This is a genomic window from Streptomyces sp. NPDC017943, assembly GCF_044328425.1.
In the GTDB taxonomy this organism is placed as follows: Bacteria; Actinomycetota; Actinomycetes; order Streptomycetales; family Streptomycetaceae; genus Streptomyces; species Streptomyces djakartensis_A.
In genome coordinates, this window is record NZ_JBIRHH010000002.1 from 364,979 (window position 1) to 386,470 (window position 21,492).

Consider the following 21,492-nt stretch of genomic DNA (forward strand, 5'->3'; position numbering starts at 1 on the left):
AAGGACCGGAAGGGCAGGTGACCGCCGGTAACACGCTGTGCGCCATCGGGGCGCTCAGTCCACGGTCAGGTGCAGCCGCACGACGAGGCCCGAGGCGGGCGTGCGGATCTCCACCAGGTCGCACAGCTGGTGCATCATCCAGACTCCGCGCCCGCCGGCCGGGGACAAGGGGTCGGGGCGGCGCCGGCCGACCAGCGGATCGGTGAGCCGGCCGCGGTCCTTCGTCTCGGCGATCAGGGTGTCGCCGGTCCGCCACAGCCGCAGGGTGCCGCGCCCGCCGCCGTGCCGCACGGAGTTGCCGGTGGCCTCGTTCACGGCGAGCAGCCAGTCCGTGCGGCGGCGCGCGGTCATGCCGGCGTTCTGCGCCCACTCGGCGGCGGCGTCGCGGACCTGACCGAGGTCCTGCTCCTCGAAGTGCAGGACGACCGGGTCCGCGGGCTCGGGCAGGGGTGCGTCGCAGTCCCGGTCCACCGCCAGCGGGTCCGTGTAGTGAGAGCTGGGGCGGCAGTCCTCGGCGGCCCCGAGGACGGGGTGCGTCCGGTGGGCCTCCGAGAGGATCCAGTCGGGCAGGCGGGTGTCGTAGGGACACAGGATCGTGGCCTGCCGGCCGGCGAAGGCCAGGTTGATCAGCGCCTCGTGACGGGTGGCCTCACGGGCCTCCTCCGGGGTGCGGCCGACCCAGATCGGCTCGCCCACGACGGAGGGGTGCCGCTCGGCGTGCCGGTCGGCGAACTCCTGGAGCATCGACAGGATGCGTCCCGGGTTGCGGCCGACCTGGCACATGTCGACCCAGGTGACGTCCAGGTCCCCCAGTGCGTCGCGCAGCAGGCCGAGCCGGGGGCCCGGCACGGCGACGAGCACGGGCCTGCCCAGGGCGGCTTCCCGGCGGACGAACTCGCCGACGCTCCTCAGGTACTCCTGGTCGGTGCCGTAGAAGACGGCGGGGTGGTGGAACGCCGAGTCCTGGCTGCGGACGGCCGACGGTCGCGAATACGTCGTCACGCCCCGACCTCCTCGAGACCGGCACCCAGCTCGGGGAAGAGTTCCAGCACGCGGTGGAAGGCGGGCGGGGCGTTCAGGATCCGCACCGGCGACGTCGCGGGCCGGCCGCGTGCGGCGCGGGCGATCTCGGCCACGGCGGCCACGTCCAGGTGGTCCAGGTCCGACAGGTCGAGCACGAGGTCGGTGGCCGGCGAGGCGGCGAGGGAAGCGGCGGCCGCGGCGGCGACACGACGGCTCTCGTACCCGCCGGCGCCGGAGAGGCGGAAGCCGGGCCTGTCCGCCAGCGGGGTCGCCGACAGGGCCGGTACGCCGACGCCCCCGGCCGCGCCGTCCGCGCAGTTCAGATGTGCAGCGGCCAGTGCCGCCAGCGCGTCGCCGGGGAAGAGGCGCCGGTCGTAGAAGCACCACGCGGTCAGGGGCAACCGCTCGAAGACCTCGTGGTGGATGCGCATCTCGTACTCGAGCAGGCGGTCGGCCCCGGGTATCCGCCGGGTCCCCCAGGACATCTCTCCGATGACGCGCAGGTTCCGGTAGCCCTCGGCGGCCGCGCCGTCCACCGCCTGCTGCCAGAGGCCGATCATGGATTCCGGGTCGAAGCCGGATCCGGCCAGGTACGTCTCGCCCGCGGTGGTCACCAGCAGCTGTCCGCGGCGCAGGGCCCCCGCGGCGTCGACACCGTGCTCGGTGAGGACGTGCGTCACGCGGTCGGGGTCCGTGGCGTCGGCGAAGTACTGCACCTGTTCGCCCCGGTCGAGCCCGGCCCGTACGAAGGTCACGAGGTGACCGGCCCACTCGTCGTCGCTGGAGTAGCTCACGGCGACGTGACGGGCGGCCGCGGTCTCACCACCGGAAGAGGTCGGGCGTGTGTCCCGCATGGGCTCACCGGCTCCTTCCAGACGTGGAGATACCGTGCTTCTCGGGCCGACAGCACACGGCAGCGTACCTCAGACGGGCCCCTGGACGAGAGGCCCCGGCCTCCGCGGGCGTCACTCCGGAAAACGGACGCATCGCAGGTCACGGTGTCAGCCGGGGGTGGCCGCGTCCCGAGGGGCGTCGGCCGCGACGTCGGTCACAGCCCCGGCGCCGGGGTCGGCGGCCACGGCGTCGTCCACCGTCGCGTGGACGGGCAGCAGCTGGGAGATGCCGGTCATCGTCACCATGCGCATCAGGCGGTCGGGGACGGCGGCGAGGTGGAGCGTGCCGTTCCGCCGCTGCGTCGCGTGCAGGAGCGTGATGAAGGTGCTCAGACCGGTCGAGTCGACGAAATCCACCCGGGCCAGGTCCAGCACCAGATGCCGCACCCCCTCGCCGACCAGCGTCAGGGCGTGGGCGCGCAGGGTGGGCGAGGTGTGCAGGTCCACGTCCCCGGCGACCGCGAGGACGGCGCTGCGGTCGCTGAGGTGCTGGACGGTCATGTCGAGCATGTCGGACACGTCTGTCATCACTCCTGGCCGGGGCTCTGGTGCTTCTGAGGGGCGTCGTGGCGGGGTGAGGCGGGGAGGGGCGGTGCCTGCTCCCCGGGGGCGGGCGGGGGCGGGCACGCCCGGGTCATGGCTGCGGCGGCCCGCCGTTCCGAGCGTGGACGGTGACCAGTTCCGCCAGGCCGGAGACCGTGAGGACGGGCGTCAGCAGCGGGGGGACGACGAGCTCCAGCCGGTCGGCGTGGGCGAAGAGCACGTTGAGCCCGGCGCTGTCCAGGTACTCCACCGCGGTCAGGTCCACCTCGACGGGTCCCGAGCCGGCGTCGAGGGCCTCGGCCAGGGTGACGGCGTTGCTCATGTCGATCTCGCCGCTGACCGTGAGCCGCGGGGTGCCGTCGGGGCGCCGGCCCGGGGTGAGGGTGAGCGGGGTGGTCATCAGGCGATCCTCATCTGCATGTCGACGGTGGTGCCGGACGGGCCGGGTGTGATGGTGACGCGCTGCATCATGGCCCGCATCAGGGCGACACCCCGCCCGCGGTGGGTGTTGAGCTCCGGCTGGGGCACCTTCCACCGGCCGCTGTCGGCGATCGTGAGCCGCAGGCTGTCCACCAGGGCCTCGGCACGCAGCCGCACGGCCTCCCCCGGCGCGTTGCGGTGCCCGTGCTCGATCGCGTTGGCGCAGGCCTCCCCCGCGGCGACGAGGACGTTCTGCACGGCGTGCGGGGGCAGGTCGCACTGGTCGAGCCAGCCGCGCAGCGCCTGGCGGACGGGGGCGAGCTGGGCGGACTCGGCCGGGAACGACAGGTCCAGCGGGCCCGGGTGACGGTAGAGCAGCAGCGCCACGTCGTCGTCGTAGCCGCCGGCCGGTGACAGCCGGGACATCAACGCGGTGGCGAGGTCGTCGACGGGCACCTCGCGGCCTTCCTGCACCGCCTCTCCGGCCGCTTCGATGCCGGCGTCGAGGGAACGGCGCCGGCGTTCGACCAGGCCGTCGGTGTAAAGAAGCAGCGTGGAGCGCGCGGGCAGGACGCAGTGCGCCTCCGGCCGCTCCCGGCCCGGGCGGACGCCCAGCGGCAGGGACCGTCCGTCGTCGAGAAGCCGCATCCCGCCGTCGGAGTGCGCGAGGATCCCCGGCGGGTGCCCGGCGCTGGAGTAGGTCAGCTCCCCGGTGGCGGGGCTGAGGACACCGCAGAACAGCGTCGTGCACTGCGCGCCCGGGACGCTCGCGGCGAACTGGTCGAGCGCCATCAGCGTGCTGGCGGGGCCGGACTCGCGCAGCAGCAGGGCGCGGCAGGCGCTGCGCAGCTGTCCCATGACGCTGGCCGCCTGCAGGCCGCGGCCCACGCAGTCCCCGACGACGATGCCGATCCGGCCGTCGGGCAGGGTGATGGTGTCGTACCAGTCGCCGCCCACCTCCAGCGGGCGGGTGGCGGGTTCGTAGCGCACGGCGAATCCGTCGGGGAGCCGCGCGGGGCCCAGGATGGCGCGCTGGAGGGCGATGGCGGTCTCGCGCTGCTGGTCGATCTGGTGCGCCCGGACCAGGCCCTGGGCGAGGTGTCCGGCGAGCAGGGACAGCAGCAGCTGGTCCTCGCCGGTGAAGGGCCGGTGTTCGCCGAGGTCGATCCACAGGGCCAGGGGGCCGAGGGGGTGCTCCAGCAGGACGACGGCGCCGCTGTCCTCCGGGACCGGGGTGAGCGGTGACAGGTGCCGCAGGCCGGTGAGCAGGTCCTGGCGCTCGGCGGGCAGGTCGTCCCAGCCGAGGTCGGGGTCGGTGGTGGTCAGGGTCGGCACGTCGCCGTGCTCGAACACGGCGGCCACGACGCTCCGGGCCCGCCAGAGGGTCCTGAGCTCCGCGAGGGCGCCGGACAGTGCTTCGGGCAGGCTGGTGGCCTGCGACAGGGCCGTGCTCAGTGCGGCGAGTGCGGTCTGGCGCTGGACGGCGTAGTGCTCGGCGGTGACGTCGCGGAAGGTGCCGACCGTGACCTGCCGTCCGGTGTCGGGGTCCTGCGCCTTGTTCCAGGTGACCGCTATCCACAGGCGGTGGCCGTCGCGGTGGGCGACCGGAACGGTCGAGGAACCCTGCTCCCCCTTCAGCAGGCCGGCGAAGGCGGCACCGACCCGGCGGTGCGCCTCGGGGTCGGTGCCCGGGTCGGGCCACCACGGGTGGAGGGGCGCGTACGGGAGGTCCTCGGCGCCGAAGCCGAGGATGTCGGTGAAGGCGGAGTTGATCTCCACGACCGCGCCGGACTCGTCGCAGACGAAGAACGCCTCCTGCAGCGAGTCGATGACGGCCGTCCGCCACCGCAGGTGGTGGCCGCGCAGCCGCGCCAGTTCGACGTTGGCGCGCACCCGGGCGAGGAGTTCGGCGGCGGCGAAGGGCTTGACGAGGTAGTCGTCCGCACCGGCGTGCAGGCCCTCGATGGACGCCTCCTGCCCGGCCCGCGCCGACAGCAGCAGGACGGGCACCGCGGCCGTGCGGGCCTCCGCGCGCAGCCGGGCCACCAGACCCAGGCCGTCCAGCCGGGGCATCATCACGTCGCTGACGACGAGGTCGGGGAGGTCGCGGCGGACGGCGTGGAGGGCCTCGATCCCGTCGGTGACGGTGATGACCTCGTACCCGGCTCCGGCGAGGATGCGGGAGAGGTACTCGCGCATGTCGGCGTTGTCGTCGGCGACCAGCACCCGGGCGCTGCCGGCCGGGCCGGGCCCCCGCGTCTCGGCCGTGTTCGCGGCGGTCGGCACGCCGATGCCCTCGGCGGTGCCGCCGGCCGGCAGCCAGCGCAGTGCCTCCTGCACGAAGGGGTCGGCGGTCGCGGCGGCCGCGGTGCTGCTCGCCTCGGACACCACGGAGTCCGGGGGCAGATGGGCGGTGCCGAAGGGCAGCCGGATGGTGAACGTGGTGCCTTCGCCCTCGCTGCTCCGTGCGGTGATGGAACCGCCGTGCAGGCCCACCAGCTCCCGCACCAGGGCGAGTCCGATGCCGCTGCCCTCGTTGGAGCGGGAGCGGGCGTTCTCGATGCGGTGGAAGCGCTCGAACAGCCGGGGCATCTCGGTGGCGGGCACGCCGATGCCGGTGTCGGACACGCTCACCACGGCTTCGGCGCCCGACCGGTGCACCCGGACGCCCACCGAACCCTCGAAGGTGAACTTCAGGGCGTTGCTCAGCAGGTTGAGCACCACCTTCTCCCACATGCTGCGGTCGATGTAGACCGGCTCGTCGAGGGGAGGGCAGTCCACGTCGAAGGTCAGCCCGGCCTTGTCCATCGCGGAGCGGAAGACGCTGGCCAGCTCCGCCGTCACGGCGGCGAGGTCGACGGGTTCGTGGCGGGCCTGCATCCGGCCGGCCTCGATGCGGGAGAAGTCCAGGAGCGTGTTGACGAGCTTGCCGAGCCGCAGTCCGTTGCGGTGGATGACGTCCAGTTCGCGGCGGACGGGCTCGTCGGCGTCGGCGAGCCGGGTGCGCAGTTCCTCGGTCGGTCCCATGATCAGGGTCAGCGGGGTGCGGAGCTCGTGGCTGATGTTGGAGAAGAAGGTGGTCTTGGCGCGGTCCAGCTCGGCGAGTTCCTCGGCCCGCCGCTGCTGGGCCTGGTAGCCGCGGGCGCTGCCGATGCCGGAGGCGATGTGCCCCGCCGTCAGCTCGACGAAGCCCCGGTAGCCGTCGTCGAGCTCGCGGTAGCGGTTGAGCGCGGCGACGCAGAAGCCGTAGGGGGTGCTGCCCTGCTGGAGCAGCGGGACGACCAGCGCCTGCTCGGGCGGCTCGGGCCAGTCGCCGGCGGGCAGGTCGGCGAAGCGGTCACCGGTCAGCGGCACCAGGACCGTCTCGCCCCGGGCCAGTGCGCCCGCGGGCCACACCCCGTCGGGGTCGCCGGCGCGCAGGAGTGCCGGCGCCGCCGGGTGCCCCGGGCCGATGCCGGTCGAACCGCTCAGCCGGGCGTCGTCGCCGTCGAAGAGGTAGGTCAGCGTGAAGGGCAGGTCCCGGCGGTTGCGGGACAGCTGACGGTCGGCGAAGGCCAGCACCTCCCGCTCGGTGCGGATCACGCTCGGGTCGGACCCCAGGTCCCGCAGGGTGGCCATGCGCCGTTCGCCGATCACCCGCTCGGTGTCCTCGCTGACCACGCAGAGCATGCCGACGACGTCGCCGGCGTCGTCGCGCAGGGGGCTGTAGGAGAAGGTGTGGTACGTCTCCTCGCTGTAGCCGGAGCGCTCCAGGAACAGCAGCAGCCCTTCGTCCCAGGTGGCCTCGCCGGTGCGCAGCACGGTCTCGATGCGGGGACCGATGTCGCCCCAGATCTCCGCCCACACCTCGTTGGCGGGCCGGCCGAGGGCCCAGGGGTACTTGCGGCCGAGGGTGTCGCGCCGGTAGGCCGCGTTGCAGAAGAAGGTCAGCTGCTCGCCCCACGCCATCCACATGGGGAAGCGGGAGGACAGCAGGATGCTGACGGCGGTCTGAAGGCTCTGCGGCCACTGCTGCGGCGGGCCGAGGGGCGTGTTGGCCCAGTCCACCCGGGCGAGGTCGCCGCCCACCTCGCGGTCGGCGGCGAACACGTCACCCGTACCCGTCACCGGCGCCGGTCCGTGGCCGGCCCCGTCGGAGCGCTCCACACGACACCCCCCTCCATGCCCGCCCGCTTCCGGAACCACTTCCACGCCCATTCCATGCCGAACACTGCGGACGCCCCTGGTCCGCGCACATATGCCTCTGTCTGCCCCGAAACCGCCGCCTGACGCCGACGCATGCCACGTCGGCCTGCGTGCGGTGACGGCGTCCCCTCCGCCCCGGCCGGCCCCTCCCCCAGGGCGGTCACGGACGCGGTCGCGGTGCGGACGTGACGTAGGTGTCGAGCAGTCGCCGATCAGCCTACTGCCGACGGGCGGGTACTTCATGCGGACTGCCCGGGCACGGGTGCGCCCGGGCGGCCGCACCCACGCCGTCCGGCCGCCGGTGACATCGCGCGGCGGTCCTCCTCATGAAGGGGGCGGTCCCCCTCATGAATGCGGCCACAGTGGGTAAGCGGAAATCGTCCGACAGAAACGATCAGTGATCGCAGGCAGCCTCACCGCACAGGAACCCCCCATGGTCATCCCGCTGAGGAATCACGTCACGGATGCTCGCACCCCGGTGACACCCCCGCGCTTCGGCGCCGTCTGGGGCTCCGAGGGAACATCCATAGCCGACGCACGCAACGCGGTACGCGGTCTGCTGGCACGGGCCGGTCACCACCGCGACCCCCGGATCAGCCAGGACGCCGAGATCGTCGTCAGCGAGCTCGTCACCAACGCCCTGCGCCACGCGCCGGGACCCGGCGGTCTCCTCCTCGAGGTGCTCTCGCCCGGCCGGCTGCGGATCACCGTCCGCGACAGCTCGCCCGAGGCGCCCACACCGCGCCTCCCCGACCCCAGGCGCGTGGGCGGTCACGGACTCCACCTCATCACACGCCTGTGCGAGCAGTTCCGCACCATCACCGTCGAGGGCGGCAAACAGGTGATGGCCGAGCTGGGCCTTCCCCCGGCGCCGGGGGGCCACGGGCCGCAGCCGGCGTTCTGACCGGAGTTTCTCGCATAGTCTCGACCGACGTACGACCGACGTACGACCGACACGGGCGACCCTGGGCCGGGGAGCCATGGACCGAGCACGAGGAGGAGGGACGATCGTGCTGACGCTGATCAGCCGCGAGGAGGATCTGGCCGTCGCGGCGCTGCCCGAGGACGTCGACTTCTTCACCAGTGCCGATGTCCGCGCCGCGGGCGAGGAACTGCTCGACGGTGGCTGCCGCTACCTGGTCCTGGACACCACGCCCGTGGACTACATCGACTCCACCGGCATCACCGTCCTGCTGACGTTCTGGCAGAGGCTGGAGGCGGCCGGGGGCGCGCTGCTCGTGGCCGTGCCCGACGAGCACCTGCGGTGGCGACTTCGGACGCTCGGGCTGACCGGTGTCATGCCGGTCGTGCCGACCCTTCCGGAAGCCGTCTCCCGCGCCCGCCGCTTCCGGAGCATGACCCGCCGCCCCCGTCGGGAGGCAGCGGCGGACCTCGGCATCGAGACGGCCTGAACCGGCCGGCCGCCACGGGGAAGCCGCGCGTCACGGACGCGGCTCCACGGTGACGTGCGGCGACAGCGCGCGCAGGAAGTCCGGCGCGTCGAACGCCTGGCCGGCGGAGACCACGCCGACGGCGCGGGCCCGTCCGGTGAGCACCCTCTCGAGCGCTTCCACCACCAGCGGAGCGGTGACGGCGTAGATGTCCCGTCCGCGGGCCACGGCCCGCCGCTCGGCGCCGCCCGAGCGCACGACGACGTCGACGACGAACGTCTGGTCGGACCGGCCGCTCCCGTCGACGGCCGCCGGTGCCGGGGTGTCCGGGGCCGCGATGTCCCGGGCCGCCTCCACCGTCATGTACGTGCACACGTCCGGGACCGCCAGGTGACTGGGGATCGTGACGACGTCGGCCATGGTGAACTCCCCGATCACCGGGCGGCGGCCCAAGGGGCCCGGGAAGTCCCACTCCAGGGTCGGCGGGGTGTCCTCGCGGTACTCCAGGCGTCCCTGCGCGAAGCGGACCCGCCGTCCGTCCCGCCGCTCCCGCGAGACCGCGCCCGAGGTGCGCGTCCCTGCGGTGGGGTGCCAGCTGCTGAGTCCGTACGCGATGTGCGCCTCGTCGGCCGCGGTCCAGTCCCCCATGGCCGCGGTGGTCAGCAGGTCGCCGAGTCCGCCGAAGAAGGCCATCGCCGGGACGACCACCGCCCCGGTCTGCCGCGCACGCCCGGCGAACCGGGTGAAGGTGTCGGCGTTGGCCTCGATCTCGGCGGCGACGTCCAGGTACGGGATGCCGGCGCGCAGTGCCGCCTCGACCACGGGGCCGGCGGTCGCGGCGAACGGGCCCGCGCAGTTGATCACCGCCGCCGTGCCGGCCAGGGCCCGGTCGAGCGACGCCCGGTCCGTCACCGACGCCGGGCGGGCCTCCCCTCCCGTCTCCCGCGCCATCGCCGCGAGCTTGTCCGCGTCCCGGCCGGACAGGACGGGGACGAACCCGCGCCGCGCCAGCTCCGCGACCACGAACCGTCCGGTGTGCCCGTAGGCCCCGAACACCGCTGCCGTCCGACCCACTGCCATGGTTCCCCCTGCGTTTTCCGTGCTCCGCGGTGATCCGTCCCGGACATCCTGGCGGCGGCCGGCGCTCGCCACGACTGTCCGGAACGCCACTCCCCCTATACTTTCGGACATGACCACCGTCGCGCTGGCCGTCACCGACGGCATGCTGCACTTCGAGCTGGCGCTGGCCTGCGAGGTCTTCGGCGGGGCCGGTACCGGCGCCGACGCCTCGTGGTACCGGCTGCGGATCTGCGGTCCGCAGGCTGTGCGGGCGGGTCGCTTCCGCCTGGAGCCCGACGACGGGTTCGACCGGCTGGCGCGCGCCGACACGGTGATCGTTCCGGGCTGGGCGGACATCGACCGGGAGCCGCCGGCCGATCTGGTCGACGCGGTGCGCGCGGCCCACGAAGCGGGGGCGCGGATCGCCTCGCTGTGCACGGGTGCCTTCGTCCTGGCCGCGGCGGGGCTGCTGGACGGCCGGCGTGCGACCACGCACTGGGCGCACACGCGGGAACTCGCCGCGCGGCACCCGCTGGTGAAGGTGGACCCGGACGTGCTGTACGTGGACGAGGGCAGGGTGCTGACCTCCGCGGGCAAGGCCGCCGCGATGGACCTGTGCCTGCACCTGGTGCGGCTGGACCACGGTGCGGCGGTGGCCAACACGCTCGCCCGCCGTCTGGTCGTCCCGCCGCACCGCGACGGCGGACAGGCGCAGTTCGTGACCACTCCGGTGCCCGAGCCGGGCAGCCACCCGCTGTCCGAGGTCCTTCCCTGGGCGCTCCAGCGGCTGGACCGGCCGATCACGGTGGAGGACATGGCCCGCCGGGCCGGCATGAGCGCGCGCAACCTGGGCCGCCACTTCCGGTCGGTGACGGGCACCACCCCGCTGCGCTGGCTGCTCACCCAGCGCATCCGCCGTGCGCAGGAGTTGCTGGAGACCACGGACCGCACCGTCGACGCGGTGGCTACGGCCACCGGCATGGGTACGGCCACGACCCTGCGCCGGCACTTCCACCGCACGGTGGGGGTACCGCCCGACGCCTACCGCCGCACGTTCCGGGCCCGCGCCGGCTCGGTCGGCGAGACCGTCGGAGCCGGCGGTTCGGGCGGATCCGGCCCTTCCCGCTGACCCGACCGGGGCGGTCACCGGCGCCGCGCGAACGGGTCGCGCGGCGCCGGTGGCGCCGGGGAGGGAGGTGGGTGCCGTACGGGGTGCGGCGGGAGTGGGGCGCACGCCGCACCCGCGGGTCAGCTGAAGGGGTCGAGGGTGAGGTAGGCCTGGCGCGGACTGCCGTCGTGGACCAGGGACTCGTGGTGTCCCACGTCGTCGAAGGCGAACGCGTACGCCTTGCCGTCGGCCGTCTGGGCGTGGATCTTGCGGGCGTAGTGGTTGGTGACGCCGTCCTTGTAGAAGTTCGCGGCGTCGGCGTCGGGCTGGTTGGGGTTGACCAGCAGGGTGGAGCGGTTGAAGCCGGCGCAGAGGGTGCGGGAGATCGGTCCGCGGACCTGGTCGTTGGGGGCGTCGAGTCGCCTGTGGCAGCCGAAGACGGAGGAGGCGTCGGGCTTCTGGAAGCTGGTGACCACCGTTCCCGCGCCGTTGGTGAAGTTCATGACGCCGCCGGAGACCCGGCCGTAGTACTTGGTGCCCGGCTGGTCGGCGAAGGGGGTGACCGTGAGGGTCGAGGTGGAGTACTTCTGCCAGACGCGGTTGATGTAGTCGTCCATGACGGAGGCGGGCAGCGCGCCGGTCTCCAGGCCGTACAGCGGGGAGAGGGCGCGCAGGACGGTGCCGTCGGAGCGGGTCTGGATCAGGTTGGCCCAGCCTCCGGGCTGGCCTCGCAGGGCGTTGAAGAAACCGGTGTAGCCACCGGGCTTGAGCCGGCCCGTGGTGGCGGTGCTGCCGTCGGCCCGCTGCACGCCCACCGCGTACGGCGCCGAGAACATGTCGACCTGGGTGCTGTTGATCCACAGGCCGGCGTCGTTGAGCGTGTACTCCGACCAGTTGAACAGGATGTTGCGGTTGGGGTCGGTCGGGTTCTGGACGGCGGGCTGGACGAGTCCGCCGGTGGTGAGCTTGAAGACGAGCTTCTGGCCGTAGGAGAAGTAGACACGGCCGGAGAACTTCGGCATGCGGATCGTCGTCGACTGGCCTGCCGCGGGGCCGGGGATCGAGGCGTCGGGGGCGGGGGTCGGGGGGTTCCCGCCCGCGGGCCAGGGGTGGAAGGTGCCGTTCGCGTCGGCCCAGCCCTGCCGGCCGGTCGACAGTTCGGTGCCCAGGTTGTAGAGGTACACCTGGTCACCGCGGGCCGAGTTGTTGGTGATCTTCAGGGGGATGGTGGCCGGGACGGCCGCATGGGCGGGGGTGCTCGCACCGGTCGCGAGCACCGAGCCGGCGAGCACCGTGCTGAGCGTCAGCGCGAGGGCGGCTGCCCGTCGTCGGAGTGTCCATGGCATGCTCTGCCTCCGTTCGGCGGATGGCTGATCCGGGAGGGTTGAGAGCGCTCTCAAAGCCGAGGGTCGCGCCTTGGTACGTACCTGTCAATCACTTGGACGCGGTGATTCCACCGATGCCGTGTCAGCGGGAACCCAGGTGACGCTCCGCATCTGCGCCGGCGCGTCGGTCGCGGGGCCGGACCGCCGGGCGGACGCAGGACAGGACGACCACGAAGGGCCAGACCGACTGCAGGGTGGTGACGGCGCGTTCGGCCACCCCCATGGCGCCCTGGAGGTGGAGCTCGAGCAGGAACCAGCCCGCCCCCAGCGCCATCACCACCGTCGCACCGAGGGACGGGACCGGTCGCAGGGCCCAGGGGGCGCCCCGGCCGGAGCGGGCGGCCAGGATGGGCCACGCGGCCAGGAAGACGAACCCGGCCACGGCCACCGAACCGTGGCGCAGGGACCCCCCGCTGCTCGGCGCCGGGAAGAGGGCCACCGCGAGGGCCGCGACACCACCGCCCGCGAGGGCGATCCGCCCGGCGGCGGCAGCGGGCCGCAGCCCCCACGCGGTGAGCAGGTGGCAGACGCCCAGCGCGACGAACGCCGCCGTCATGACCCAGGAGCCCGCTGTCCCGGGCGCCGCCAGGACGCTGATGGTCTGGGCGACCGGGTCGTACGTGGAGCCCTGGAGGGACGCCGTCACCAGCCAGCCCAGGATCAGGACGACGGGCGCGCACGCCGAGGAGAGCAGGGCCCACAGAGGAACGGATCGCACCAGGCCACCGTAGGGCGGCCGACGCGGGACGCCGGGTTCCCGCTGCGCGGGCCGCCCCGCCTGGCGTAGTCGCGGCCCGCTCCCCCGCGCGGACGCGTCGGCACCGCCTGGCTTCCCACGTCCCCGGCCCGGGGTCCCGGCCGCGGTGCTCCGCCTGATCCTGCACGCCCCCACGGGCCCGTGAAGCGGCTGCAACCGGCGGGCGCCGAGGACCGTCCTACTGGGCACCATGATCCCCGCAAGCACCACCGGCCTGCCGGCCGCACCGGTCCGCCAGTTGCTCGACTTCGCCTGGACGCAGACGCGTGCCTGCGCGTTCGCCATCGCCCTGCTGTCGGGCGTGGCGGCGTCCACGCTGCTGCCCGACCTGCCCGTGGCCCGCTACGACCTGCTCGTGGTCTACGGGGTGCTGCTCACGCTGGTGTTCTGGGCGCGCGGGTGGGAGTCCGGCCGGGACATCGCCGTCATCGCGGCCTGCCACGCCATCGGGCTGGCCTTCGAACTGGTGAAGGTGTCCCTCGGGTCCTGGAGCTATCCCGAGCCGGCGGTGCTGAAGTTCGCCGGGGTGCCGCTGTACGGCGGGTTCCTGTACGCGGCCGTCGGCAGCTACCTGTGCCGGGCCTGGCACCTGTTCGACCTGGAGCTGGTGCGCTACCGCCCGCGGGCGACGGCCGTCGTGGCGCTGGGCATCTACGTGAACTTCTTCAGCCACCACTGGCTGCCGGACGTGCGCTGGGCCCTGGCCGCGCTGCTGCTCGCCGTCACCCTGGGCACCTCGGTGCGCTTCACGGTCCGGGGCGTGCGGTGGCGGATGCCGCTCGCACTGTCGTTCGTGCTGATCGGCTTCTTCCTGTGGGTGGCGGAGAACCTCGCCACCCTGGTGGGTGCCTGGCGCTACCCCTACCAGCAGCACGGCTGGGAGCCGGTGGGCGTGGAGAAGTTCGGCGCCTGGGCGCTGCTGATCAGCGTGACGTTCGTGCTGGCGGCGGTGGGGCGGCGGGCCGGGCAGGGCGACGGGGACCCGGGCCGGCGTCCGGCGCAGGCGTGGAGTCGTCCGGCCACCCCGGACTGAGTATCATCCTATGGACGCCAATAGGATGATTCGACCCCCGGGCCGTCCCCGACGGTGGCCCTCTTTGCCGGAGTGATCCATGTTCCGCACCGGCACGGCCGACGACGGCGACGAGCTGCTGGTCCGGCTCGGCGCCCTGACGGCCCAGGCCCGCGCCCAGGCCGAGGTGCAGCGGTCGCAGGTGGAGCTGGCGATCGCGCTGCAACGCGGCATGCTCCCCCGGGACCTGCCCAGCGTCCGGCGGCTGCGTCTGGCGGTGCGCTACACACCCGCCTGCCACGGACTGAACGTGGGCGGCGACTGGTACGACGCGTTCACCCTCGCCGACGGCCGCATCGGCCTGACCATCGGGGACGTGCAGGGCCACAACATCGAGGCGGCCGCGTTCATGGGCCAGGTGCGGGCGGGGTTGCGGGCCCTGGCCTCGGTCACCGGTGAGCCGGGGGAACTGCTCGCCCGGACCAACGACCTGCTCCTGTCGCTGGGCTCGGACCTCTTCGCGACCTGCACGTTCATGCGTCTCGACCCGGGCGCCGGCGTCGTGGAGAGCGCTCGCGCGGGGCACCTGCCGTGCGTCTGGGCGAGGGCCGGCGGCGCGTGCGGTGTCGCCGAGGACGCGGGCGGGCCTCCCCTCGGCGTGCAGCCGGGTGTGCCGTACCCGGTGACCCGGTACGAGCTGACGACCGGCGGGGTGTTCGTGCTGCTGACGGACGGGGTGGTGGAAGGCCCCTCGATGCCCCTGGAGGAGGGGCTCGACCGGGTGGCCCGGCTCGCCGGCGACGCGGCCGCGACGGGCAGGGACGTGGACGCCCTCGCCGCGGCGGTGATCAAGGGCGCCGAGCGCGTGGGGCACGACGACGACGCCGCCGTCCTGGTGGTGGGCCTCGACGGGCCGGACGCTCAGCCATAGGGCCGCAGGACACCCGCTCCCGTCTCGCCCCGGCGGCGGCCCCGGTGTCTCATGGTCGCTGTGGTGGTCGGTGGCCAGGACCTGCGCAAGCCCGCCCGCGTCGTTCTGGAGACGCTGGCCGTCGCCGCCTGCTACTACGCGTCGGGCCGGCTGGGCCTGCTGCGGGAACTGGTCGTCGAGGGCGCGGTGGTCACCCCGATCTGGCCTCCCACCGGCGTGGCGGTCGCCTGCCTGCTGCTGCTCGGGCTGCGCTGCTGGCCGGGGATCGCCCTGGGGGCCTTCTTCGTCATCCTGTCCCTCACCTCCCTGACGCCGTCGGTGCTCGGCATCCTGGCGGGCAACACGGCCGCACCGGTCGTGGGGTACCTGCTGCTGCGCCGGGCCGGTTTCCGCACCGACCTCGCACGGCTGCGGGACGGGCTCGCCCTGGTGTTCCTGGGCGCGTTCACCGCCATGCTGATCAGTTCGACCACCGGCGCGGGCGTCCTGGTCGCCACGGGGCAGCTCGAGTGGGCGGGCTTCTGGCCGGTGTGGCTGGCCTGGTGGGTCGGGGACGCGATGGGCGTCCTGCTCGTCACGCCGGTCCTGCTCCTGCTGGCCCGGGTGCGGCGGCCGCTGCCCCTGTCGCGCTGGAAGGAGGCCCTGGGCCTGGCGGTCGTCGCCTGCTGCCTGCTGCCCGTGGCCGCGCGCAGCTCGGTCAGCCTGCTGTACCTCGTCTACCCCCTGCTGATCTGGACGGCGCTGCGCTTCCAGCTGGCGGGCAGCATGCTGTGCGCGCTGTTCGCCTCGGTCATGGCCACCGTGGCGGCGACCGACCACGTCGGGCCCTTCGAACGACTGAACCGGGTGGAGGTGATGCTCAAGCTCCAGACCTTCAACGGCGCGATGGCGCTCACGGCGCTGATCCTCTCCGCGGTGATCACCGAGCAGATCCACACCCGCCGCTCGGTGGAGCGCGCCTGCCAGGAGCTGGTGGAGGTGCTCGGCCATCTCACCGCGGGCGATGCGGCGGACGGCCGCGGCCGGTCGGAGGAGGCCGCTTCGGGGCGGCAGCAGGAGGACTGACCTGCGGCCGGGCCGGTCCGCGCCGGTAGGCGGGACGTACGCTGGGCCGCATGAGCCGGGTCGAGGTGGTGCAGCTGCTGGTGTCGCCCGCGCACCGGCTGGCGGGGCGGCCGTCGGACGGCCCCTCCCCCGGCCCCGCCGACGAACGCGTCACCGGCGTCGCGGTGCGCCGCGGACTGGGACTGGTGGGCGACCGCTACTACGCCCGGCCCGCCCACCGCGACGCGGCGGTGACCCTCATGGCCGCCGAGCACCTCCCGGAGGGCGCCGACCTCCGGCACACACGGCGCAACGTCCTGCTGCGGGGCGTGGACATCGACGCGTACGTCGGCGCGACGATCTCCCTCGACTGCGGCGCGGGGCCGGTGCTGTTCGCGGTGCGGCGGCCCGCACGGCCCTGCGCGTGGATGGACGTGACCATCGGCCCCGGGGCGCAGCGGGCCCTGCGCGGCCGGGGCGGTGTGCGGTGCACCCCGCTGAGCGACGGGACGCTCGCGGTCGGCCCGGCCGCGTTCCGCGTCGTGACCGGGGGCGACGAGCCCGGCTGACGCCCGCGGAGCCGCCGGGACCGGCCCCGCTCCCGGCTCCCGCCTCAGCCGGCGGTCGGCGTCGTACGGATGGCCGCGATGTCGAACTGAAGGCGCACCTTCTCGCTCACCATCGCGCCGCCCTCGGCGAGCCTGCTGTTGTACGTCAGGCCCCAGTCGGTCCGGTTGATGGTCGTGGTGCCGTCGAAGCCCGCCCGGTCGTAGCCGAACGGGTCGGTGACCTTGCCGATGTAGGTCATGTCGAGCACGACCGGCCGGGAAATGCCGCGGATGGTGAGTTCTCCCGCCATGTGGAAGAGATCGGCACCGGCCTGTTCCACCGACGTGCTGGTGAAGCGCATCCGCGGATACGTCGCGGCGTCGAGAAAGTCCCGGCCCACCAGGTGGGCGTCGCGCTGCTCGACCCCCGTGTCCACACTGGCGGTGAACAGCGTGACGTCGGCACGTGAGCGGGTGGGGTCGTCCGCGTCGAAGTGGAGCCGACTTTCGTACTCCAGGAAACAGCCGCGCACGGTCGTCACCATGGCGTGCCGGACCGAGAAGCCGATCCTGCTGTGGGCGGGGTCGACGACCCACTCACCGGTGAGATCCGCCAGGTGAGGATTCGGATGCACGCCGGTGGGGGACGCCGCGCCGCCGGGGCGCTGTGGGGGGACGGCCGGCGCCTGACGGCGGGCCGGCACGACGCGGTTGAACAAATTCATGATTCATCTAGGTACTTGAGTTTGGTTATGACCGCAAGTCCCCTTCCCATTCAGGGGCGTTGCGCACGCGCCCGCACCTGCATTTCGCCGAGGCTTTTACACACAACCCACACATCACCGTTGCCGCGCGGGAACGAAAAACCCATGGAAAACGCCAGGGAATTTTATTTCGGGCATGTCATGATTCCCGCGACACCGAGATCGAGAAGTCGTTGTCGACCGTGTAGTACGGGCGCAGGGTGGAGCCCTCGGAGCGGATCTCCGGGTAGACGTGCACGTGCTTGCGGTCGGCGATGTCGTCGAGCAGCCGGGCGACCCTGACCGCGGCGGCGCCGGCCGTGGGCCGTACGAAGGCGTCCCAGACCTGGTCCGCTCCCTCGCTCGCGCCGGCCGTCGCGTCCCGGCCGGCGGTGAACGACAAGTCCTTGCCGTCCTCGTCGACCCGGGGGCGGAGGGTGTGCACCGTGCCGGTGCCGCGCAGGCGCAGTTCCACGAGGGCGTCCTCGGCGAGCCGCGCGCCGTGCAGCCGGACCGCGACCGTGATGTCCCGGTCGGTGACGTCCACCGTCCCGGCCTCCGCGTGGACGGTGCGCAGCCACGTCCTGAGGGCCAGGAAGCCGTCCTTGGTCGCGTAGGGGATGCGGACGGCGACGGGCGAGGTGCGGTCGCGGAGGTGGCCGTCCACCAGGGCGCGCAGATCGCGCAGGCCGGGGCGCAGCCGCACCGGTTCGGTGTCGGGCCCGGGGACCAGGTAGGTGTCCCAGCGCCCCTCGGCGAGGGCCGGGTGGGGCGGGAGCACCGCGCTCAAGGGGCCGTCGGGCCGCTCGGCCTCCAGGTCGAGGAGGCGGCTGTCGGTCCCGGGCCGCCCCTTCTTGGGGCGCGGCCGGAGCAGGAGCCGGGGGTGGGGGGCCGGGACCGGCGGGAGACGGAAGGTGATCCTTCCGTCCGGGTCCACGGTGCAGTCGGCCCGCGTCTCGTACTCCTGCTGCCCGCTCTCCCCCGCCGTCGCGACCGCCTCGTCCACTGCCCCGGTCCTGCCCGCCATGCCCGCCATGCCCGCCCCGCTCGTCGTCCCTGCCGTGTCCGCCGCGTCCGCCCCGTCGACGGCGCCGCTCGCGCCTGCCAGGGGCGTCCTGCCCGCCTCGCCCTTCGCTTCCGCAGAGCGGGTCGCGCCCGCCGGGGCTGTCGCCCCCGCCGCACGTGTGCGCGCTCCCCGTCCGGTACGTCCTCCGGGTGCCGTCGTGCTCATCGGCGGCCCTTCCGGAGCGCGCGCAGGACGCCCGACGCGGCGGTGCGGGCCGCGTCGCGGGCCGCGTGCGCCCGTCCGGTCAGGGCGCTGCCCACCGGTCGGCGCGGCCGTGCGGACCGCCCCTCCGCCCGTCTCGCCGCGGCGGCGTTCTCCAGCAGGCGCTCGGCCTGGGCGACAACGGGGCCGGGCGCGAAGCGGCGGGAGTTCTCCAGTGCGGTGCGGCTCATGCGGCGGCGCCGCTCGTCGTCGCCGACGAGCTCCAGCAGCGCGGCGGCCAGGGCGTCGCGGTCGCCGACCGGGACCAGGCGGCCGTCGGCGCCGTCCGCGATGATCTCGCCGGGCCCGTACGGGCAGTCGGTGCTGACGACGGGCAGTCCGCAGCGCATGGCCTCGACGATGGTCATGCCGAACGGCTCGAAGTTCGAGGCGGCGGCCCCGATGGACGCCTTGGCCCACTCCGCCTCCATGGGCGTGGCGGCCCCCATCAGGAACACGTTGTTCCACAGCCCGAGCCGCTCGATGAGCGCGCGCAGCCGGGGCTGCTCCGCGCCCTTGCCGTAGATGCGCAGCTGCCAGTCCGGGTGCACCGCCGCCACCTGGGCGAATGCCTCGATGAGCAGGTCGTAGCGCTTGACCGGGACCAGCCGGCCGGCGGCGACCACGATGCGGGCCGTGCCGTCGGCCGGCGGCAGGACGGGGTCGGGGACGCTGTTCGGCAGTGCCTCCACGTGGACGCCGGGCAGCCACATCTTGCGCCGGTAGGCGGCGGCGTCCGCCTCCGTGACGGTGGTGATCACGTCGAGCCCGCGATAGGCGCGCCGCAGGGCGGTGCGCAGCCGCGGTGAGTGGTTGTCCAGGGTGAGGTGCTCCTGGCCGACGCGCAGGACGTGCCGCGGTGCCTGCCGGGCGATGTGCACGTTGAGCCCCGGGCGGGTGCCGATGACGACGTCGGCGTCGAGCGTCCGGAGGTGCTCGCCGATGCGCTGGTCGGTGAGTTCGCTGTACTGGCCGTGGCGGTACTCGGCGGCCGGGTACACCCGTGCCGGCTTGCGGTGCTGCGGATGATCCGCCTCGGTGCGCAGGTCGACCAGGGCCCGCAGCCGGACGGCCGGGTGGGGGGTCAGCAGGGGGCGTTCCCGGTGGCGCAGCGCGGAGACCACCTCCACCTCGTGCCGCTCGGCCAGCGCCGCGGCCAGGTTGAACGTGGTGGTGATCGTCCCTCCGATCCCATAGGCGTTGTGGATCAGGAATGAGATCTTCATGCCGAGCTAGACGGCAGCAACTACCGGACAGTTGTTTGCCGTTACCAGTCTGTGGCCGGACGGCCCGCCTCCCGGCCAGGGTCCGTTTCGGAATGATCTCGGACATAAGTGGTCTACGCCATACCGTTGCACCGGAGGTGTGTGGGTAGGTTTGACTCGTTTGCCCGCAGCAGCGTCGCGTCACCGGGTGCGCCCTCGTACCGATCGTCTGGAGACCCATGCGCCCTCGAATAGCCTCCGTCCCGTCCGTCGCCCTGGCCGGGGGCACGCTGGCCCTGGGCATCGGCGGTCTGTATCTGGCCGGGCTGGCGGTCACGGGCGGGGAGATCGACTCGGGCACGACGGTGCGCGGTGTGGAGATCGGCGGTCTGAGCCGCGCGGAGGCCGTGCGCAAGCTCGAACGGGACCTGGGCGCGCCCGCTGCCCGGGACCTGCCCGTGAAGGTCGGCGAGCGGACGGGAACGGTCGATCCGGAGCGCGCGGGACTCTCCTGGGACATCCAGGGGACCGTCGACCGGGCCTCCCGCAGCGGCACCGATCCGGTCAGCGTCCTCCGGGGGCTCTTCCGCTCGGGCGGCACCGTCGAACCGGTGGTGCGCGTGGACGAGGGCAAGGCCCGGGCCGCGCTCGACGGGATCGCGAAGCGCCTGGACCAGAAGGTCCGCGACGGGGCCGTCGGGTTCGACGGCGGCCGGGTCGAGCAGACCATGCCACGCACCGGGTACGCCCTCGACGTCGACGCGGCGGTCGATGCCCTGCGCGCGGCCTTCGTGCGGCAGGACCTCCGCTCCCCCACTGCCCTGCCCGTCCGGGAGACCCGGCCCGCGGTCACGGCCGGCGAGGTGCGCCGGGCGGTACGCGCCTTCGCGGAGCCCGCCGTGTCGGCGCCCGTCACGCTCACCGCGGCCGGCGAGCGCTTCACGGTGCCCCGGGAGGTCCTGGGCGCACACCTGACCATGCGGCCGGACGACAGGGGCCGGCTGCACCCCCGGCTCGACGAGAAGGGCCTGCGGGAGGATCCCGCCGTGGACCGGCCGCTGGACCGGATCACCACGACCGCCGCCGACGCCGAGCTGCGCGCCGACGGCGACAAGGCCGTGATCGCCAAGGACGCCACGCTCGGTCACGAGGTCACCGGCGAGGCCCTGGGCAAGGCGGTGCTGCCGCTGCTCACCGCGAAGGGCGACGGCCGCGCGGGCACCGTGGAGGTCCGCACGACCCGGCCCGAGGTGACCCGCGAGAACGCCGCGCAACTGGGACTGACGCAGACGATGTCCTCCTTCACCGTCGACTTCGAACCGGCCGAGTACCGCACCAGGAACATCGGCCGGGCCGTGGAACTGATCAACGGCTCGCTCGTCAGGCCCGGCGAGACCTGGAGCTTCAACCGGACGGTCGGGGAACGCACCGAGGCCAACGGATTCGTCGACGGGATCATCATCCTGAACGACAAGTACACCAAGGCGTCCGGCGGCGGCGTGTCGTCCGTGGCGACGACGCTCTACAACGCGCTGTTCTTCGCCGGGGTCAAGCCGGTGGAGCACGGCGCGCACTCGTTCTACATCGAGCGCTACCCGGAGGGCCGCGAGGCGACCGTCGCCTGGGGCAGCCTGGACCTGCGGTTCACCAACGACTCCGGCAAGGCCCTCTACATCCAGGCCGAGTCGACGGACACGTCCGTGACCGTCAATTTCCTCGGCACCCGCAAGTACGACGAGATCACGTCGGTCACGGGCCCGCGCACCGCGGTGAAGAAGCCCGGCAAGCACGTCAGCCACGACAAGGAGTGCGTGCCGCAGACCCCGCTCGAGGGGTTCGACGTCACGGTGGAGCGCGTCTTCCACGACGGCGGCCGGGAAGTGCGCCGGGAGCCGTACCGCACCCACTACACACCACGCGACGAGATCGTGTGCGAGTGACCCGCTCGGCCCGCCCGGGGGCCACCACCCGCCGGTGA

The 21,492-nt window shown here is 73.5% G+C and carries 19 protein-coding genes; 8 read left to right on the plus strand and 11 right to left on the minus strand.

Annotated elements, in window-relative coordinates; all coding sequences use genetic code 11:
* Nucleotides 1-54: 54 nt before the first annotated feature.
* The 5 genes from ACH4C6_RS06480 to ACH4C6_RS06500 all read right to left on the minus strand — a co-directional run bounded on the left by ACH4C6_RS06480 (nt 55) and on the right by ACH4C6_RS06500 (nt 7,025).
* Nucleotides 55-1,002 carry an anti-sigma factor RsbA family regulatory protein gene (locus ACH4C6_RS06480; protein WP_398107382.1) on the minus strand — a complete coding sequence of 316 codons (948 nt, stop codon included), beginning with the start codon at nt 1,000-1,002 and terminating at the stop codon, nt 55-57.
* Nucleotides 999-1,877, minus strand: coding sequence for an MEDS domain-containing protein (locus tag ACH4C6_RS06485; RefSeq protein WP_398107383.1), 879 nt, complete (start codon nt 1,875-1,877; stop codon nt 999-1,001). Before ACH4C6_RS06485 ends, ACH4C6_RS06480 begins: the two co-directional genes overlap by 4 nt.
* 147 nt (nt 1,878-2,024) lie before the next feature.
* Entirely contained in the window at nt 2,025-2,444 is a 420-nt protein-coding gene (locus ACH4C6_RS06490; protein ID WP_398107384.1) for an STAS domain-containing protein, read from the minus strand.
* Between the two features lie 106 nt (nt 2,445-2,550).
* Nucleotides 2,551-2,859: an STAS domain-containing protein gene (locus ACH4C6_RS06495; RefSeq protein ID WP_398107385.1), complete on the minus strand. Its 309-nt coding sequence runs from the start codon at nt 2,857-2,859 to the stop codon at nt 2,551-2,553.
* Nucleotides 2,859-7,025 (minus strand): SpoIIE family protein phosphatase, encoded by a 4,167-nt coding sequence (locus tag ACH4C6_RS06500; RefSeq protein ID WP_398107386.1) that lies wholly within the window; start codon nt 7,023-7,025, stop codon nt 2,859-2,861. Before ACH4C6_RS06500 ends, ACH4C6_RS06495 begins: the two co-directional genes overlap by 1 nt.
* A 472-nt stretch (nt 7,026-7,497) precedes the next feature.
* Between ACH4C6_RS06500 and ACH4C6_RS06505 the strand changes: the two genes are divergently transcribed.
* Together ACH4C6_RS06505 and ACH4C6_RS06510 are read left to right on the plus strand one after the other, a co-directional pair.
* Nucleotides 7,498-7,968 (plus strand): ATP-binding protein, encoded by a 471-nt coding sequence (locus ACH4C6_RS06505; protein ID WP_398107387.1) that lies wholly within the window; start codon nt 7,498-7,500, stop codon nt 7,966-7,968.
* Nucleotides 7,969-8,074: 106 nt separating this feature from the next.
* Nucleotides 8,075-8,476 (plus strand): STAS domain-containing protein, encoded by a 402-nt coding sequence (locus ACH4C6_RS06510; protein ID WP_398107388.1) that lies wholly within the window; start codon nt 8,075-8,077, stop codon nt 8,474-8,476.
* A gap of 30 nt (nt 8,477-8,506) precedes the next feature.
* Here the strand turns inward: ACH4C6_RS06510 and ACH4C6_RS06515 are convergent, their stop codons facing one another.
* The gene (locus tag ACH4C6_RS06515) at nt 8,507-9,535 is read right to left on the minus strand and encodes a saccharopine dehydrogenase family protein (RefSeq protein WP_398107389.1); all 1,029 of its coding nucleotides are present in this window, start codon (nt 9,533-9,535) and stop codon (nt 8,507-8,509) included.
* A gap of 109 nt (nt 9,536-9,644) precedes the next feature.
* Here ACH4C6_RS06515 and ACH4C6_RS06520 point away from each other — a divergent pair, with 109 nt between their 5' ends.
* Nucleotides 9,645-10,643 (plus strand): helix-turn-helix domain-containing protein, encoded by a 999-nt coding sequence (locus ACH4C6_RS06520; RefSeq protein ID WP_398107390.1) that lies wholly within the window; start codon nt 9,645-9,647, stop codon nt 10,641-10,643.
* Between the two features lie 119 nt (nt 10,644-10,762).
* Here the strand turns inward: ACH4C6_RS06520 and ACH4C6_RS06525 are convergent, their stop codons facing one another.
* Complete coding sequence (locus ACH4C6_RS06525) at nt 10,763-11,968, minus strand: glycoside hydrolase family 64 protein (RefSeq protein WP_398107391.1); 1,206 nt, start codon at nt 11,966-11,968, stop codon at nt 10,763-10,765.
* Nucleotides 11,969-12,089: 121 nt separating this feature from the next.
* The gene (locus tag ACH4C6_RS06530; protein WP_398107392.1) at nt 12,090-12,725 is read right to left on the minus strand and encodes a DUF998 domain-containing protein; all 636 of its coding nucleotides are present in this window, start codon (nt 12,723-12,725) and stop codon (nt 12,090-12,092) included.
* A 229-nt stretch (nt 12,726-12,954) separates the two neighbouring features.
* Here ACH4C6_RS06530 and ACH4C6_RS06535 point away from each other — a divergent pair, with 229 nt between their 5' ends.
* The 4 genes from ACH4C6_RS06535 to ACH4C6_RS06550 all read left to right on the plus strand — a co-directional run bounded on the left by ACH4C6_RS06535 (nt 12,955) and on the right by ACH4C6_RS06550 (nt 16,320).
* Nucleotides 12,955-13,797: a DUF817 domain-containing protein gene (locus ACH4C6_RS06535; RefSeq protein WP_398107393.1), complete on the plus strand. Its 843-nt coding sequence runs from the start codon at nt 12,955-12,957 to the stop codon at nt 13,795-13,797.
* 79 nt (nt 13,798-13,876) lie between these two features.
* Nucleotides 13,877-14,707, plus strand: coding sequence for a PP2C family protein-serine/threonine phosphatase (locus ACH4C6_RS06540; protein ID WP_398107394.1), 831 nt, complete (start codon nt 13,877-13,879; stop codon nt 14,705-14,707).
* Nucleotides 14,708-14,758: 51 nt separating this feature from the next.
* Nucleotides 14,759-15,772, plus strand: coding sequence for an MASE1 domain-containing protein (locus tag ACH4C6_RS06545; RefSeq protein ID WP_398107395.1), 1,014 nt, complete (start codon nt 14,759-14,761; stop codon nt 15,770-15,772).
* A 50-nt stretch (nt 15,773-15,822) separates the two neighbouring features.
* The gene (locus tag ACH4C6_RS06550; RefSeq protein ID WP_398107396.1) at nt 15,823-16,320 is read left to right on the plus strand and encodes a molybdenum cofactor biosysynthesis protein; all 498 of its coding nucleotides are present in this window, start codon (nt 15,823-15,825) and stop codon (nt 16,318-16,320) included.
* A gap of 44 nt (nt 16,321-16,364) precedes the next feature.
* On the opposite strand, the gene ACH4C6_RS06555 is transcribed toward ACH4C6_RS06550, so the two are convergent.
* The 3 genes from ACH4C6_RS06555 to ACH4C6_RS06565 all read right to left on the minus strand — a co-directional run bounded on the left by ACH4C6_RS06555 (nt 16,365) and on the right by ACH4C6_RS06565 (nt 19,535).
* The gene (locus ACH4C6_RS06555) at nt 16,365-17,024 is read right to left on the minus strand and encodes a YceI family protein (protein ID WP_398107397.1); all 660 of its coding nucleotides are present in this window, start codon (nt 17,022-17,024) and stop codon (nt 16,365-16,367) included.
* A 178-nt stretch (nt 17,025-17,202) separates the two neighbouring features.
* Nucleotides 17,203-18,273: a transferase gene (locus ACH4C6_RS06560; RefSeq protein ID WP_398107398.1), complete on the minus strand. Its 1,071-nt coding sequence runs from the start codon at nt 18,271-18,273 to the stop codon at nt 17,203-17,205.
* Nucleotides 18,270-19,535 carry a glycosyltransferase family 4 protein gene (locus ACH4C6_RS06565; RefSeq protein ID WP_398107399.1) on the minus strand — a complete coding sequence of 422 codons (1,266 nt, stop codon included), beginning with the start codon at nt 19,533-19,535 and terminating at the stop codon, nt 18,270-18,272. The genes ACH4C6_RS06560 and ACH4C6_RS06565 overlap by 4 nt, the downstream gene beginning before the upstream one ends.
* A gap of 218 nt (nt 19,536-19,753) precedes the next feature.
* Between ACH4C6_RS06565 and ACH4C6_RS06570 the strand changes: the two genes are divergently transcribed.
* Complete coding sequence (locus ACH4C6_RS06570) at nt 19,754-21,454, plus strand: VanW family protein (RefSeq protein WP_398107400.1); 1,701 nt, start codon at nt 19,754-19,756, stop codon at nt 21,452-21,454.
* Nucleotides 21,455-21,492: the final 38 nt, after the last annotated feature.

Coding starts and splice junctions, on each gene's coding strand:
- ACH4C6_RS06485 (WP_398107383.1), bottom strand. CDS start 1,877: ATGCGGGACACACGCCCGACCTCTTCCGGTGGTGAGACCGCGGCCGCC.
- ACH4C6_RS06490 (WP_398107384.1), bottom strand. CDS start 2,444: ATGACAGACGTGTCCGACATGCTCGACATGACCGTCCAGCACCTCAGC.
- ACH4C6_RS06495 (WP_398107385.1), bottom strand. CDS start 2,859: ATGACCACCCCGCTCACCCTCACCCCGGGCCGGCGCCCCGACGGCACC.
- ACH4C6_RS06505 (WP_398107387.1), top strand. CDS start 7,498: ATGGTCATCCCGCTGAGGAATCACGTCACGGATGCTCGCACCCCGGTG.
- ACH4C6_RS06515 (WP_398107389.1), bottom strand. CDS start 9,535: ATGGCAGTGGGTCGGACGGCAGCGGTGTTCGGGGCCTACGGGCACACC.
- ACH4C6_RS06520 (WP_398107390.1), top strand. CDS start 9,645: ATGACCACCGTCGCGCTGGCCGTCACCGACGGCATGCTGCACTTCGAG.
- ACH4C6_RS06525 (WP_398107391.1), bottom strand. CDS start 11,968: ATGCCATGGACACTCCGACGACGGGCAGCCGCCCTCGCGCTGACGCTC.
- ACH4C6_RS06535 (WP_398107393.1), top strand. CDS start 12,955: ATGATCCCCGCAAGCACCACCGGCCTGCCGGCCGCACCGGTCCGCCAG.
- ACH4C6_RS06540 (WP_398107394.1), top strand. CDS start 13,877: ATGTTCCGCACCGGCACGGCCGACGACGGCGACGAGCTGCTGGTCCGG.
- ACH4C6_RS06545 (WP_398107395.1), top strand. CDS start 14,759: ATGGTCGCTGTGGTGGTCGGTGGCCAGGACCTGCGCAAGCCCGCCCGC.
- ACH4C6_RS06550 (WP_398107396.1), top strand. CDS start 15,823: ATGAGCCGGGTCGAGGTGGTGCAGCTGCTGGTGTCGCCCGCGCACCGG.
- ACH4C6_RS06555 (WP_398107397.1), bottom strand. CDS start 17,024: ATGAATTTGTTCAACCGCGTCGTGCCGGCCCGCCGTCAGGCGCCGGCC.
- ACH4C6_RS06560 (WP_398107398.1), bottom strand. CDS start 18,273: ATGAGCACGACGGCACCCGGAGGACGTACCGGACGGGGAGCGCGCACA.
- ACH4C6_RS06565 (WP_398107399.1), bottom strand. CDS start 19,535: ATGAAGATCTCATTCCTGATCCACAACGCCTATGGGATCGGAGGGACG.
- ACH4C6_RS06570 (WP_398107400.1), top strand. CDS start 19,754: ATGCGCCCTCGAATAGCCTCCGTCCCGTCCGTCGCCCTGGCCGGGGGC.